This window comes from Bacillus aerolatus (assembly GCF_009183655.1).
Lineage (GTDB): Bacteria > Bacillota > Bacilli > Bacillales > Domibacillaceae > Pseudobacillus > Pseudobacillus aerolatus.
Map to the genome: position 1 here is coordinate 36,588 of NZ_WEIO01000015.1, position 14,414 is coordinate 51,001.

Here is a 14,414-nt window from a genome sequence, read left to right on the forward strand (position 1 = left end):
GCTTCCACCTCACTATCTCTATAATAACATGATTCAAATAGCAAGTCAAATAAATAAAATATTTTATCAACCAATACCCCCTTTTGTCAACGTTTTTTATTTTACAAAAACCTGCTTTTTTCATCATATTCTTAGCGTACCCAATATTTCAATAACCATGACAATATATTCCCGGCGTTCTTCATTCTTCTTCAGGTTGCTGAAAAGGCATGCCCAGCCTGAGCACTCCTTTCGTTTCAATTCCTCCAAGCCCTTTGTCACCGGTCAGTGTATTTCTAAGCACCTCGCGGACATCTATGAGCTCATTAAACGGAGTAAAGCCAATCTTCGATGAAATATATACAGGGTCCAATGCATGGATGTTGACGCGGAATGGGGAGCTTGCAAAGTTGGCCCCCGCCCGGATGAGCGACTCAAAATGAGATTGGCATGCCCCTGCAAAAATCACGAGCTGATCGAGATGGGGAACTTTTTTTCTCGCCAGACGCACCGTTTGAACAAAATATTTGGAATGGCGGTACGCCCCTATATCCGATTTGCTCCCTTTTGCTTTAGAATAAGAGTCATGTCCGGTAATCACTAATATATCCGGTCGATACTCGTCAATTAAAGTCAATATTTTCTTTGGCATTTCTTCTTCAAGACAATGCACCCCGTAGACCGGAAGACCGATTTTCTCATAAGCAGCCAAGCACTTTTTTAAATAATTTGAATCGCCATCCATGTGCAGCACTCTGCCTGGTATTTGAAATACATCATTTTCAACCCTGTAGCATTTCGTCGCCCGATACTCTTGCCTTTCTTTTATCAATTCCAACTCTTGCCTGAATAAGTGCAGTGATTGTTCCTCGCGCGCTTTTGTTGCACGAGTCATCCGCTCCCGCCGACTAGGATCCACTTCTAACAAATCCGAGAATGGGGCATCTGCAATCAGCCGATAATCTTCCCCTGATAAAATCGCTATCTTCCCTTCTGTTGTCTCTTGGATATCCATTACCCGGAACAAAATATCATTTCCATAAGATGGGCGACTGACAATCGATTGAATACGAATCACCATGTGATCATCCCCGTTGCTATTTACTCTTCTACCTATCCTATGCAGCGAAGCGATCATTGGGGAATAATAATTGCCGGCAAATAAAATGATTTCCTTAAACAACTTGTGAATTAATGAACAAATCCAGCAAATTGTCGAATAACCAGCTAAATGCGTGATTAAACCTTTCACTTTGTGATCACCGGCCCATTTCCGTGAGCAAATCACCTAAAGTGATGAACATCAGTTATAACAATAAAAATATCCGCCCGAAATCATCTGGGCGGATACTTTTAGCCGAAAGCAGGATAAAGTGCATTAGCGAGACGGGCGAATTCTTCTAGTGAGAGCGATTCGCCCCTTCTTGAAGGATCAATATTTGCCTTGCTGAGCGCTTCAAGGATGGAGTCTTTTTTTGCTTTGCCTTCAGGCAGCTGATTCGTTAAGTTATTTAAAATCGTTTTCCGGCGCTGGGCGAATGAAGAACGCGTGACGGTAAAAAAGAATTTTTCATTATCAACTTCGACAGCCGGATGTTCTCTTCGCAATAATTTAATAACAGCGGAGTCCACGTTTGGCTGCGGCATAAAGACCGTTTTTGGCACAATAAAAGCGGTTTCCGCTTCCATGTAATATTGAATGGCAATCGACAGCGAACCGTATTCTTTCGTACCAGGGCGTGCGGAGATGCGGTCAGCCACTTCTTTTTGAAGCATGACGACAATTCCTTTAAAAGGTACCCCTTCTTCAAGCAGTTTCATAATGATCGGCGTAGTGACGTAATAAGGCAAATTGGCCACGACCATCAAATTGTCAAGTTCTACAAATTCCTGTTCAACAATTTGGGCCACATCCGCTTTCAATACATCTTCATGAATGATGTTTACATTATCATAAGGTGAAAGCGTATCTGCCAAAATCGGCAAGAGCCGCTGATCAATTTCAAAAGCGACTACTTTTCCGGCTGTCCGGGCCAAGTGCTCCGTGAGCGCTCCAATTCCCGGACCAATTTCAATGGCACCAGTGTCTTTCGTCAACTCGGCTGTGTCAGTAATTCTGCGCAATATATTCGGGTCAATTAAAAAGTTTTGTCCTAAGCTTTTTTTGAAAGAAAAACCGTATTTTTGTAAAATCTCTTTCGTTCGCGTAGGAGTTGCAATGTCTTTCATTTTTTTTCCTCCTGTAAAACCTCTTTTAAAGCGTGTGCAAACTGTTCTTTTGTAATTTGGAACATTAACAGCCGCTTATACAGCTGCTTGCCGTTCGTATAGCCAATTCTCAGCTTTTCGCCGAGCTTTTCTCTTCTTTCTTTTGCTTTCGCTCCACCAATTAATCCAGCATCAACAAGATCCTCTTTCGTAATTTGCTCCACCGCTTCTATTTCTACAAGCTGCGCGTCTTTTAAGGCTTGTCTAATGGCTTTTATTGATGCGTGTTCGACGCCAACTCCTCTGCCTCTTTTCTCTATCGCTTCATGCTTCGGTAAAAAAGCGTGCTTACAGTCTGGCACGTGCCGGGAAACGATATGCCTGATCCGCTCACCCGGATAGTCCGGATCTGTGAACACGATCACTCCCCTTTTTTCATGTGCCAGCTTGATTCTCTCGATGGCAGCCGGTGAAACAGCCGATCCATTCGTTTCTATCGTATCAGCCTCTACTGCTCTTTTAATGGCTGTTGTATCATCTTTGCCTTCAACGACAATAATTTCTTTAATTTTCATTTGTCACTCACCGCTCAAGTTTAAAAAGCTTCCGGGCATTTTCAGTTGTAGATTGTGCCACTTCTTCGTAGGAGAGGCCCTTCAGTTCGGCGATTTGTTCAGCAACCAATTTTACATAAGCAGGTTCATTGCGCTTGCCGCGGTAAGGATGAGGTGCCAAATAAGGGCAGTCCGTTTCAATAAGCAGCTTTTCGAGCGGAATGTCTGCTGCCACTTCTTTCGGCTTTTTGGCATTTTTGAACGTGACAGGACCGCCGAGAGAAATATAAAAGTTCATATCTATGCATTCGCGGGCTGTTTCAACGCTGCCGCTAAAGCAATGCATAATTCCCCCCACCTCTTCAGCGTCTTCTTCTTTTAATATATCAACAATGTCTTGTGTAGCTTCTCTGTTATGAATGATAATAGGGAGCTTTACTTTTTTAGCCAACTGAATTTGCTTTCGGAATACTTCTTTTTGAATGTCTTTTGGTGACTTATCCCAGTGGTAGTCAAGCCCCATTTCTCCTAACGCCACTACTTTCGGATGCTCCGCCAGCTCTTCAAGCAAGAGTAGGTCATCGTCAGTCATATCGATAGCATCCACTGGATGCCAGCCGACACTTGCATATAAAAAATCATGCATTTCAATGAGATCCAGCGCTTTATGAATGGTTGGACGGTCAAATCCAACAACGACCATATTGCTCACGCCCGCTTCTTTTGCCCGTTCAATTACCTCATCGATATCATCATTATATTGTTCGGCGTTTAAATGCACGTGTGTATCAAATAACAAATTGTTCACCCTTTCTAAAAGAAAAACATAGACGTTCCCGTCGAATTATTGTTCCACGTGAAACATTCTATGTTTTTCAATCAACTAATTTATTTAATCCGTGATCCGTTTGGCAAGCTTTCATCAACACTTGCCAATGATAAAACACCATCTGCTTTTCCGGCAAGAATCATGCCTTGCGACAGCTCTCCCCGTAATTTAACCGGCTTTAAGTTGGCGACAACAATCACTTTGCGCCCAATGAGCTCTTCCGGTTTGTAAAACTCGGCGATGCCCGAAACAACTTGGCGTTTTTCAAAGCCCAGATCCAGCTGGAGCTTTAATAGTTTGTCCGCTTTTTTCACTGGCTCTGCTGCAATAACAGTCGCTGAACGCAAATCAACATTCATAAAATCATCAATTGTTATTTCTTCTGCAAGCTCTACTTTTGACTCTTCTTGCTTTTCTTCTTTCGCCGGAGCCCCTTGCATTTTTTCTTTAATATAAGCAATCTCTTCTCCCATATCAAGACGAGGGAAAATCGGCTCTCCTTTTTTGACGACAGCTGTGCCTTCTTTTATCGCGCCGAACTGCGCCAGGCTATCCCATGATTTCAAGTGTTCATCTTGAATATTAAGCTGTTCAAAAATCTTCTTCGGTGTTTGTGTCAAAAATGGCTGTAAAAGGACAGCCGTTCTTCTTAATGAGTCTGCCAGGTGAACCATTACGTCACCGAGTTTATCTTTTTCTTCCGCTTTAGCTAGTACCCATGGCTGCGTTTCGTCTATATATTTGTTCGTGCGGCTGACAAGCTGCCAGACGGCCGACAGCGCAACGGAAAATTCCATTTTTTCCATTGCTTCTTCATATTGTTCTACAACGTCCGTATTCATTTGAAGAAGCTGTTCGTCGAATTCCCCTTTTGAGCCATTGTAAGCAGGGATGACTCCGTCAAAATATTTATTGACCATCGCAACTGTCCGATTGAGCAAGTTGCCTAAGTCGTTGGCCAAATCATAGTTAATACGCTCGACAAATCCTTCCGGCGTGAACACACCGTCCGAACCGAAAGGCACTTCGCGAAGTAAGTAGTAACGGAGAGCATCTAGCCCGTAACGGTCAATTAACGTGACCGGATCTACGACGTTCCCTTTTGATTTCGACATTTTTCCGTCTTTCATAAGCAGCCAGCCGTGCGCAAATACTTTTTTAGGAAGCGGCAAATCAAGCGCCATCAGCATAATCGGCCAGTAAATTGTGTGGAAACGGACAATTTCCTTGCCAACGAGATGTACATTTGCCGGCCAGTACTTTTGGTACTTCTCATCATGATCTGTTCCATAACCGAGAGCAGTAATATAATTGGATAAGGCATCAATCCAAACGTAAATGACGTGCTTCGGATCGCCCGGTACTTTCACACCCCAGTCAAATGTGGTCCGTGATACAGCTAAGTCTTCCAATCCCGGCTTAATGAAGTTATTGATCATTTCATTTTTGCGGGATTCCGGTTGAATAAATTCCGGGTTTTCTTCATAAAACTTGAGCAAACGATCCGCATATTTACTCATTTTAAAGAAATATGATTGCTCTTTTACTTTTTCCACAGGACGGCCGCAGTCGGGACAATTGCCGTTTTCCAATTGACGTTCCGTAAAGAAAGATTCACAAGGTGTACAATACCATCCTTCATATTCATCAAGGTAAATATCGCCTTGGTCTAACAGTTGTTTGAAGATTTTCCCAACAATATCTTTATGACGGGTTTCTGTCGTTCGGATAAAATCATCATAAGAGATATCCAGCTTGTTCCACAGTTCCTGAATGCCTGAGACGATGTTATCGACATATTCTTGCGGAGTCACGCCCGTTTCTTCTGCTTTTCGCTGAATCTTTTGCCCGTGTTCATCTGTTCCTGTTAAATACATGACATCGAATCCGCGCAGCCTTTTATAGCGCGCCATCGCATCGCCTGCCACCGTTGTATAAGCATGTCCAATATGAAGATTTCCACTCGGATAATAAATAGGCGTTGTTAAATAAAATGTTTTCTTTTGATTGTTCAATTCATAAACCTCCTTGAGAAGCTGATTCTTATGTAGAAAAGCCCTCACCCGACGGTTGAGAGCTTTCTTTTACACCATTACATTACCCTTACTGGGCACTCAATACTAAATTTTATTGACATTATTACTTTTATATAAAAGAAATATACATAGCTTGCGGCGGAAGAGCCACTTCCTTTATTTTCTCTTATTCGGCGGCAATTGTAAATATTAAACTCTATCGTCTGTCGTCATTTTAACACATTCGACATTTAACTAATAGCATTCGACATTATTTTCACTTTTCACTTTCCAATTATTAACTAAATGCTTTGAAAGCTTGATTTATCAACGTTTTATCGCTTTACATTCCTTGGTAAAATTACATTTTCTTGTTGACGATGATGGGAATAGCTGGTATGATAAAAAAGTAAATAAAAAAAATGTCGAAAAATGACGAGTTAACGTCTGACTTTTTTAATAAACAAATTTGGAAGGAGAAAAAAAGATGAAATCAACAGGTATTGTTCGTAAAGTTGACGAGTTAGGACGGGTAGTGATTCCAATTGAGCTTCGCCGTACATTAGGTATTGCGGAGAAAGATGCATTAGAAATTTACGTAGATGATGACAAAATCATCCTGAAGAAATACAAACCGAGCATGACTTGCCACGTTACAGGAGAAGTTTCCGATGATAACATTAAACTTGCCGGCGGAAAATTAATTCTTAGCCGTGAAGGTGCAGAACAGCTGATGAAAGAAATTTCCGATTCTTTTGCTTCCGTAAAATAATTGTTCACAAAAAACGAGCCTCCGCAGGCTCGTTTTTCTATTCTACATGATAAGCTTGATAAATGTCCCTTTTCCCCGTCTTCCGGTCAATTGCTGTTTGTTTGATAGCATCTTTAGATGTAAAATTTCTTTCTTTAATATAAAAGTTGACATGTTCCACGATGGAAAAAGAAGTCCACCAGTCTTCCGTTTCCAGTTCTTCTACCGCTTCATTTCCTTCAACGATCAGGCAAAACTCACCTAAAATTTCTTCTGCTTTTGACCAGGCAAGTGCTTCTTCCACTGTTCCACGCAAAAACTCTTCAAATTTCTTTGTCAACTCCCGGCATAACACGATTCGGCGGCCGGCACCTAATACTTCCGCCATTAAAGCGAGCGTGTCTTTCAGCCGGTGCGGCGATTCATACAGAATAAAAGTGTCCTGCATCTTATTCAATTCTGTCAGCTGCCCTTTTTTTTCTTTTTTGCCGCGGCTTAAAAAGCCGTAAAAGTAAAATGGCTGGGGAGCAAGTCCGGAAGCAATCAAAGCTGTCAGCGCCGCATTAGCTCCCGGCAGGGGAATAACCGCCAATTCTTCCTCTATCGCAGCCGCTGTCAGTTCGTAACCTGGATCAGAAATAGACGGCATGCCGGCGTCACTGACGAGCGCCACTTTCTCTCCCTTTTTGATTCGCTCGAGAAGATGCCTTCCACTCGTTTCTTTGTTGTGTTCATGATAGCTAGTCACCGGGGTGGCGATGTCAAAATAGTTGCATAGCTTTTTTGTGTTGCGCGTATCTTCAGCAGCAATCACATCCGCTTCCTTCATTATGCGAATCGCGCGGAAAGTCATATCCTCTAAGTTGCCGATTGGCGTAGGAATTAAATAAAGTGCTCCCTTTTCTTCATTGGCAAAGCTTTTTTGTTTAGCTATCATAACGGCTACCCCCATTTTGCAAATAATTGATTTTTTGTTTCCTTGTCAGCTGCTTAAACGCATATTCTGCCTGCATCGCTTCCGTTACTGTATTGAATAATTCAGAATGGATAAGCCGCACCGGTCCTCTGCCTCGTGTATATTTCGCACCTTTGCCAGAGTTATGCGCTTTTATTCTTTTCTCCAAATCCGTCGTGTAACCGCCATACAATGATTGGTCTTTGCATTCCAGTACATAGAAAAAATGATTAGTGCTTTTCTCCATATAACATCTCTCTTACTTCCTCTGTGTATTCGCTCTGTTCATCGTATACAAACAGCGGCGGCAATATTTTTAAGTCGGGCGCTCCGTCTTTTATTCCCTCTATTAAAACAGTATTTGCTTCTTTGCCCTGCTTCGGATAAACAAAACGAAGGCGCTTTGGTTCCAGCCGGTACTTTCTCATTAACGTGACTAAATCAAGAAGCCTTCCCGGCCGGTGAACGAATGCTGCTTTTCCGCCTTGCTTTAACAGCTGACTGCTCGAGCGGATACAATCCTCAAGCGTACAATAAATTTCATGCCGCGCAATTGCCAAATGTTCGTTCAAATTAATTTCTTTATTAGACGGCGTGATAAAGTAAGGCGGGTTACAAGTGACGACGCTATGTTTTTCATATCCCAGCTGTACTGGAGCTTCTTTTAAATCCCCATGCACCATAGAGATTCTGTCACCCAATCCATTATATTCAATGCTGCGGATGGCCATATCATATAACCGCTCCTGAATTTCTACACCAATGATCGGCACCGTTGTTTTCGTGCTCATTAACAGCGGCACAACTCCATTCCCCGAGCATAAATCGACGACCGATCCTCTCTTCAGCGGAAGATAAGCAAATCTGGCAAGAAGCACAGCATCCAGGGAAAACGCAAAGACGGACGGACTTTGAATAATTCGCAGTTCTTCCGCCAACAAATAATCGAGCCTTTCATCATCTTTCAATAAAACCATTCTTTACTTCCTCCCAATTCCACTTTCCTTTCATAAAAAAGAGAGACTGCCCCGACAGGCCTGACTGCTGCTTCATTTAAAAAGGCTTGCATGGCTTCTTAAATGATTAGCAGTTCCGGCACTGGCCTTCATGGACAGCCTCGACACAACGATCTATTATTTTTTATTTAAAAACGATAAACAAAACAAGCAATCTTCGTCTTTACGCGGACTGCCGAAATGAACATTGCAAATATGAAATCCTTCTTGATAAAGTCTTGCAAGGTTGTCGTAACCTTCGCCTATATCCATCAGCTTTGAAGAGGCTGTGCTAGTATTTTCTTCATCTGTTTCTTGTCCGGCTCGTCTGCGGGAAAGTTCGAGTTCCTCCAGCCGACGCCGTAAATGTTCATTTTCCAGTCTTAATGAATGATTTTCTTCCAGCATTTCTGCCAAACTGTTTTTTAAATCACCGAGCCGTTTGTACAGCTGGCCAATTTGCAATTCCATATCGATGACTGAATCGAAAAATTCTTTTTTATCCACCCATTCCACCCCACTACTCTGTGGCTCGTGCTGATACAGCACCTTCTGACGCGATTTCATCAATGGTGAATTCAAGAATCCGCTCATGATCGAATACCTCCACTTGAAGCACCCGTTCTAAAATATTCAAACCCACGACTTTCCCGGCTCCATGAGGGGTGTTTACTTTTGCGCCGATATCTGGAAGAAGTTCTTTAGCTGCTTCGTATTCATCGTTCTCGTATTTCAAGCAGCACATTAAGCGGCCGCATAAACCTGAGATTTTGGTGGGGTTTAATGAGAGATTTTGATCTTTCGCCATTTTTATCGAGACTGGCTCGAAATCTCCCAGAAAGGTCGAACAGCAAAGCATTCTACCGCACGGGCCAATTCCGCCAAGCATTTTGGCTTCATCGCGGACACCGATTTGCCGAAGCTCGATTCTCGTCCGAAAAATGGCGGCCAAGTCTTTTACGAGCTCGCGGAAATCTACCCGTCCATCCGCTGTAAAATAAAATATGACCTTATTGCGGTCAAATGTATATTCAACGTCAACAAGCTTCATATCCAATTTATGCTCGGCAATTTTTCCGCAGCATATTTCAAAAGCTTCTTCTGCCGCTGTCTTGTTTTCATCAACAATTAAGCGATCTTTTTGATCAGCTTTGCGAATTACTTTTTTCAAAGGAAGAACGATATCGTTGTCTTCCACCTTTTTCGGTCCGACGACCACTTCACCGTGTTCTACGCCTCTGGCTGTTTCCACAATGACATGATCGTTTTTTTCAATGCCGAGATCCATTGGATCAAAATAATATATTTTACCCGCTTTTTTAAAGCGTACTCCTACTACATCATACAAAGGATGCTCCCCCCTGCAACTTTAGCACAAGCTGCTCCATCAACAGCTGTGGATTCATATTGGCATCTAGCTTGCGCTTTGCTTCTAAAATGGCTGTCATTTGCTCTGTTGTCCTTGTGCCGGAAGAATGAAGAGCTATGTTTTTGAGCAAGGCAAGCTGATCCGGAAAAGCAAGGCCGTGCTCTTCTCCCGCCTGTATAGATAATAAATCCTTAAAAAGCAGCAACAAAAGATCCAGCGCGAGACTCACTTGTTGTTTATCTTTAAAATGCCCGTTAAAGTCCTCCTGTAATTTCACCATTGCTTCCAACGGGTTTTTCTGAAGGACTTCATACAATCTTAACACTATTTTACGTGACTGTGCAAACCACTCTTCGCCGCTGAGATTGAGTGCTTCATCAAAATTATTCGTCAATCTTGACACGAGGGCAGCCATCGGCAAAGGAACCCCTTCTCCTGTCAACTTGTCTTTAAGAAAAGCTGGCGGTAATGGTTTAAAAGAAAGGAGCTGGCAGCGGGAAATAATTGTTGGAAGCATTCGCTGCGACTGCTCAGTCAACAGCAGGGCCACTGTATCAGATGTCGGTTCTTCTAAAAATTTCAGCAGGCTGTTGGCGGCGCTGGCCGTCATTTTGTCCGCATGATTAATGATGTAGATTTTTCTTTTCGCCTCTACTGCCGTTTTGCTAAACTCCTGCTGCAAAAAAGAAATTTGCTGTTTTTTGATCGATAAGCCATCCGGTTCAATGACGTGAACGTCCGGGTGGTTGCCGCTGTCAATACGCCGGCAATTGCGGCACTCGCCGCAAGGAGTCTTGCCTTCTTCTTTGCACAGCAGGGTTTTAGCAAAAAAGAAAGATGTTTTCTTTTTTCCTGTTCCTGGATCTCCATCAAATATATAAGCATGAGCCACGCGATCTTTCACTAAGCTGTTCGTTAACATTTTGAGCACAATAGGCTGCAGTTCATTTAAATCTTTCCATATATCGGACAATTTCATCCCCGCCTATGTGTATAAATTTATAATTAATCCTTTAATTTCACCGATTTGGTCGAGTAAATCAACGGATGATTTTTCTTTCTTCATCACATTTTCTGTCAGTTCAATCAATTTCTCATCAATCATTTCAACAAGGTTTAACTTCCGGCCTTCGCCAAATTGATTCCACGTATGAGAACCTTTCAAGCTCATTCCGAAATCCACGGCCTCTTTGATAAACCGGCGCACAAGCGTCTTATATTTGGCCATGTCTTGGAATGTTCGGGAGCGTGCCAGCCTTTCCCCTGCTCCTTCAATGTCACCGAGCAGCTTCGCCAGCTGTTCATTCTGCATTTGGTGGCTCTGCTGCTGGACAAAGCTCGCAAACTTCGCTTGTCCCGCCTGCCCGGATTTTTGATCAGCCCGCGGCTTATCGATATTAAAGTTCATATCTTTGTTGATCTTCATCGCAGATTTCCCCTATTAAAATTGATGGAATTGCTCTACCGGCAAGACAAATACAGTAGCTCCGCCTACCGGGACTTCTACGGGATAAGGAACGTAAGAATCAGCATTGCCTCCCATTGGTGAAACGGGCGCCACCATTTGATCACGCGATTGGCAGTTATCTTTAATAATAGCGAGCGCCCGGTCAAGCCGGACATCATCTGTACCGATAATAAACGTCGTATTGCCCGCTTTTAAAAATCCGCCTGTCGTGGCGAGCTTCGTTGCCCGGAAATTATTTTCAATTAAAGCTTGTGACAACCTGTGACTATCCTGGTCTTGAACAACGGCTAAAATTAACTTCATCCCTTTTCCTCCTCATAGTTCCCTCTTCTTTCTATTATACCAAGAAAAAGACTGTTTTTTTGAATTGTACATACATTATTAACAAAAAAGAACCCCTTTCTCAGGAATTCTTTCGAAGTTATTTTTTAAGAGACAATTCGCTGACTTTTTCCATAATCAGCTTGAGGCTTTCGCGATACACCGATTCAACCGGAGCTTCCGCATCTACAATGACTATCCGGCTGGAATATTTATTCCTCAGCTGCAAGTAACCTTCCCTTACTTTCTTGTGAAATGACAAAGCTTCCAAATCTAACCGGTTCACTTCCCGTTCTTGATGGGCTTTAATTCGTGCCAATCCTACTTCCGGACGAACATCGAATAACAAAGTCAAGTCAGGCATAAATTCTCCGATGGCAAATCGGTTAATCTCATACACTTCTTCTATGCCTAACCCCCGCGCATAACCTTGGTAAGCAAGGGAACTATCAATGAAGCGGTCGCACAAAACAATCGCTCCTTCTTCAAGGGCCGGCGTAATTTTTTCCACGAGGTGCTGTCTTCTTGCCGCGGCATATAATAAAGCTTCCGTTCGTCCATCCATTAAAGTGTTTTCTCTATTTAAAATTACTTCCCGTATTTGTTCGGAAATAGAAATTCCTCCCGGTTCGCGGGTAGCAGTTACTGTTTGGCCTTCTTCAGCAAGTCCTTTTATCAGCATTTGAATAATACTCGTTTTGCCGGCTCCCTCCGGCCCCTCAATCGTAATAAACAGTCCCTTTTTCATATATTCCTCCGTACAGTCTCTTATTTATTCAATCCTTCTTCAGAAAAAACAGCCAGTTTGTTTTCAGTTAACCGCTGTCCTCCTTGAATATGTACTTGCTGAGCAAGCAGTTCTTCAACTATTATTGCTTGTTCTTTAGAAACTCTTTCCCCGGCCATGATTAAGGAAATCCCCGGCGGATAGGGAATAATCGTTTCCGCAGCGATCCTGCCCGCTGCTTTTTTTACATTTACCCACTTCGTTGAACAATGCTCCTGTTCTTTATAAGATAGAACGAGCGAAGAAATTTTCTCCTCATGTAACAACGGCATAATCATGGGAATGCGTTCTTCCCTGTCTTCTATTATAAGACTTACAATCTTTTTTTCTGCGTGAAATAAAAAATCATTGTGTCCTTTTTTAACTAAAGGCAAGGTACACAGCACTTGGGATGCATCGGCCAATTCCGTATAAATACCGGCTTCCTCTAGCCTTTCCTGCAACTCATAGCCGCTGTAACCTCGTTTCCTGAGCGCCAATTTTAAGGGATCATCCGGAAAAAGCGTCTCGATATTTTTCAGTTGCAGCAAGGAAACGAGTTTCTCTCTCATCTGCCTCGTAGAAGCTAAATCCTCTTCTGTGATACTCGCTAAATAAGCACGGGCTAAGTCTAAAGAAGCCATAATGGGATAAGACGGACTGCTCGATTGGAGAGCTTGTAAATAAAATTCCAGTTTCGCAAGTGGAACTTCCTTCGAATGGACATGAAGATAAGAACCCATCGTCATCGCCGGCAGCATTTTGTGAGCCGAATGAACGACGATATCAGCCCCCATCGTCAAAGAGCTTGGCGGGAACGGCTTTTGCAAAATAAAATGAGGACCGTGAGCCTCGTCAATTAATACAAAAGAACCGTTCTGCTTTGCCAACTGAATAATGGCTTTAAGCGGTGCCGCCATTCCGTAGTAATTTGGGTAAGTTAAAATAATCGCTTTTACAGAGGGATAGCGGCTGTACGCCTGTTTTACCGTATCAAGACTGACTGCCCCAGCTGTCTGCATCCGTGTATCGTACTCTGTATCTAAAAAGACCGGCTGTAACTTTGTCAGCTTCAGTGCGTTGACAATCGATTTATGACAGTTGCGCTGAACAAAGACTGTATCTCCTTCTTCACAAACAGCCATCACCATCGCCAAGTTACCAACTGTGCTGCCGTTCACTAAAAAATAACTTTTTCTCGTATGGTACAACTCTGTTAACAGCTGCTGTGCTTCCAAAATGCATCCCTCTGGCGAATGAAAATCATCCAGCCCCGAAACTTCTGTTGCATCATAACGCAAAAATGCTTGAAAATCTTTTAACTGCCCATTCACTCCTACCAAGCCATTTTTATGACCCGGCACATGAAAAGACAGCGGCTGCTGTTTTGCATACTGTTGCAACGCGTTAATAAGCGGAATCTGTTCTTGACTCACTTGACATCCTGCCTTTACTATACTTTTCTCTTAGCCTAACATACCATACTTGCTTGATCACGAAAAAACGGATGGCTTTCCTATTTTTCTTAACTTCGCCACAAGGTCTGCATACCTTTCTTCTTCCGGCTCAGTCTGTACGATTTCCCTTTCGCATTCCCAGCAAATGAAAGCCGTGTACACATACATCCCTTCCTTTTTTTCTTCCTCACACACCATACACGTTTTTCCCTTAAATAAATCTTTCATCTTCTCCACCTCCTAAAACCTAGTGTGTCCGCTATTTACTAAAAATATACGAATCTATTGATAATAGAAAAAAGAGTTGAAATATTGCCTTGATCTTGAAAAATTTCACTCACAAAAAAAGAACAGCCTCCGCTGTTCTTTATCATTTGCCTGGCAGCGTCCTACTCTCACAGGGGGAAACCCCCAACTACCATCGGCGCTGAAGAGCTTAACTTCCGTGTTCGGGATGGGAACGGGTGTGGCCTCTTCGCTATCGCCACCAGACTGTATAAAATTGAAAGAGTTGTTCTTTCAAAACTGGATAATATGTTGTATAAGTAACCGGCAATACCGTGCCATTTGGTGTTATTCATTTGTTCCGTCCAGGCGTGTTTCCGCGCCTGAACGTTTCGTTTTTGGTTAAGTCCTCGATCGATTAGTATTCGTCAGCTCCACGTGTCGCCACGCTTCCACCCCGAACCTATCTACCTGATCATCTTTCAGGGATCTTACTAGCTTGCGCTAAGGGAAATCTCATCT

17 protein-coding genes and 2 rRNA genes are annotated in these 14,414 nt (G+C 42.8%); 1 reads left to right on the forward strand and 18 read right to left on the reverse strand.

Features of this window, described 5'->3' with window-relative positions:
• Positions 1-181: 181 nt before the first annotated feature.
• From yabG to metG, 5 genes are all read right to left on the reverse strand, one after another.
• Positions 182-1,060: a sporulation peptidase YabG gene (gene yabG, locus F9802_RS18035; protein WP_152154497.1), complete on the reverse strand. Its 879-nt coding sequence runs from the start codon at positions 1,058-1,060 to the stop codon at positions 182-184.
• 272 nt (positions 1,061-1,332) lie between these two features.
• On the reverse strand, positions 1,333-2,208 hold the full coding sequence (gene rsmA / locus F9802_RS18040) for a 16S rRNA (adenine(1518)-N(6)/adenine(1519)-N(6))-dimethyltransferase RsmA (RefSeq protein ID WP_152154466.1): 876 nt from the start codon (positions 2,206-2,208) through the stop codon (positions 1,333-1,335).
• A complete protein-coding gene (gene rnmV, locus F9802_RS18045) occupies positions 2,205-2,762 on the reverse strand; it encodes a ribonuclease M5 (protein ID WP_152154468.1) in 558 nt (185 codons plus the stop codon). The genes rsmA and rnmV overlap by 4 nt, the downstream gene beginning before the upstream one ends.
• 7 nt (positions 2,763-2,769) lie before the next feature.
• A complete protein-coding gene (locus tag F9802_RS18050) occupies positions 2,770-3,540 on the reverse strand; it encodes a TatD family hydrolase (protein ID WP_152154470.1) in 771 nt (256 codons plus the stop codon).
• Between the two features lie 89 nt (positions 3,541-3,629).
• Positions 3,630-5,633 carry a methionine--tRNA ligase gene (gene metG / locus F9802_RS18055; protein ID WP_152154472.1) on the reverse strand — a complete coding sequence of 668 codons (2,004 nt, stop codon included), beginning with the start codon at positions 5,631-5,633 and terminating at the stop codon, positions 3,630-3,632.
• Between the two features lie 439 nt (positions 5,634-6,072).
• Between metG and F9802_RS18060 the strand changes: the two genes are divergently transcribed.
• Positions 6,073-6,357: an AbrB/MazE/SpoVT family DNA-binding domain-containing protein gene (locus F9802_RS18060; RefSeq protein ID WP_152154474.1), complete on the forward strand. Its 285-nt coding sequence runs from the start codon at positions 6,073-6,075 to the stop codon at positions 6,355-6,357.
• Positions 6,358-6,394: 37 nt separating this feature from the next.
• Here F9802_RS18060 and rsmI read toward each other — a convergent pair whose 3' ends face one another.
• From rsmI to F9802_RS18125, 13 genes are all read right to left on the reverse strand, one after another.
• Positions 6,395-7,270 carry a 16S rRNA (cytidine(1402)-2'-O)-methyltransferase gene (gene rsmI, locus F9802_RS18065; protein ID WP_152154499.1) on the reverse strand — a complete coding sequence of 292 codons (876 nt, stop codon included), beginning with the start codon at positions 7,268-7,270 and terminating at the stop codon, positions 6,395-6,397.
• The gene (locus F9802_RS18070) at positions 7,263-7,538 is read right to left on the reverse strand and encodes a GIY-YIG nuclease family protein (RefSeq protein WP_152154476.1); all 276 of its coding nucleotides are present in this window, start codon (positions 7,536-7,538) and stop codon (positions 7,263-7,265) included. The genes rsmI and F9802_RS18070 overlap by 8 nt, the downstream gene beginning before the upstream one ends.
• Positions 7,522-8,268, reverse strand: coding sequence for a tRNA1(Val) (adenine(37)-N6)-methyltransferase (locus F9802_RS18075; RefSeq protein WP_152154478.1), 747 nt, complete (start codon positions 8,266-8,268; stop codon positions 7,522-7,524). Before F9802_RS18075 ends, F9802_RS18070 begins: the two co-directional genes overlap by 17 nt.
• A gap of 156 nt (positions 8,269-8,424) precedes the next feature.
• Entirely contained in the window at positions 8,425-8,793 is a 369-nt protein-coding gene (yabA, locus tag F9802_RS18080) for a DNA replication initiation control protein YabA (protein ID WP_152154480.1), read from the reverse strand.
• A gap of 13 nt (positions 8,794-8,806) precedes the next feature.
• On the reverse strand, positions 8,807-9,634 hold the full coding sequence (locus tag F9802_RS18085) for a PSP1 domain-containing protein (protein ID WP_152154482.1): 828 nt from the start codon (positions 9,632-9,634) through the stop codon (positions 8,807-8,809).
• A complete protein-coding gene (holB, locus tag F9802_RS18090; protein WP_225435395.1) occupies positions 9,627-10,628 on the reverse strand; it encodes a DNA polymerase III subunit delta' in 1,002 nt (333 codons plus the stop codon). Before holB ends, F9802_RS18085 begins: the two co-directional genes overlap by 8 nt.
• A 12-nt stretch (positions 10,629-10,640) precedes the next feature.
• Positions 10,641-11,081 (reverse strand): YaaR family protein, encoded by a 441-nt coding sequence (locus F9802_RS18095; RefSeq protein ID WP_152154486.1) that lies wholly within the window; start codon positions 11,079-11,081, stop codon positions 10,641-10,643.
• Between the two features lie 15 nt (positions 11,082-11,096).
• On the reverse strand, positions 11,097-11,426 hold the full coding sequence (locus F9802_RS18100) for a cyclic-di-AMP receptor (RefSeq protein WP_152154488.1): 330 nt from the start codon (positions 11,424-11,426) through the stop codon (positions 11,097-11,099).
• A gap of 118 nt (positions 11,427-11,544) precedes the next feature.
• Positions 11,545-12,192, reverse strand: coding sequence for a dTMP kinase (gene tmk, locus F9802_RS18105; RefSeq protein WP_152154490.1), 648 nt, complete (start codon positions 12,190-12,192; stop codon positions 11,545-11,547).
• Positions 12,193-12,212: 20 nt separating this feature from the next.
• On the reverse strand, positions 12,213-13,646 hold the full coding sequence (locus F9802_RS18110) for an aminotransferase class I/II-fold pyridoxal phosphate-dependent enzyme (RefSeq protein ID WP_152154492.1): 1,434 nt from the start codon (positions 13,644-13,646) through the stop codon (positions 12,213-12,215).
• 57 nt (positions 13,647-13,703) lie between these two features.
• On the reverse strand, positions 13,704-13,895 hold the full coding sequence (locus tag F9802_RS18115; protein ID WP_152154494.1) for a sigma factor G inhibitor Gin: 192 nt from the start codon (positions 13,893-13,895) through the stop codon (positions 13,704-13,706).
• Positions 13,896-14,043: 148 nt separating this feature from the next.
• Positions 14,044-14,159, reverse strand: a 5S ribosomal RNA gene (gene rrf, locus F9802_RS18120).
• Between the two features lie 131 nt (positions 14,160-14,290).
• Positions 14,291-14,414, reverse strand: a 23S ribosomal RNA gene (locus tag F9802_RS18125); the annotation flags it as partial.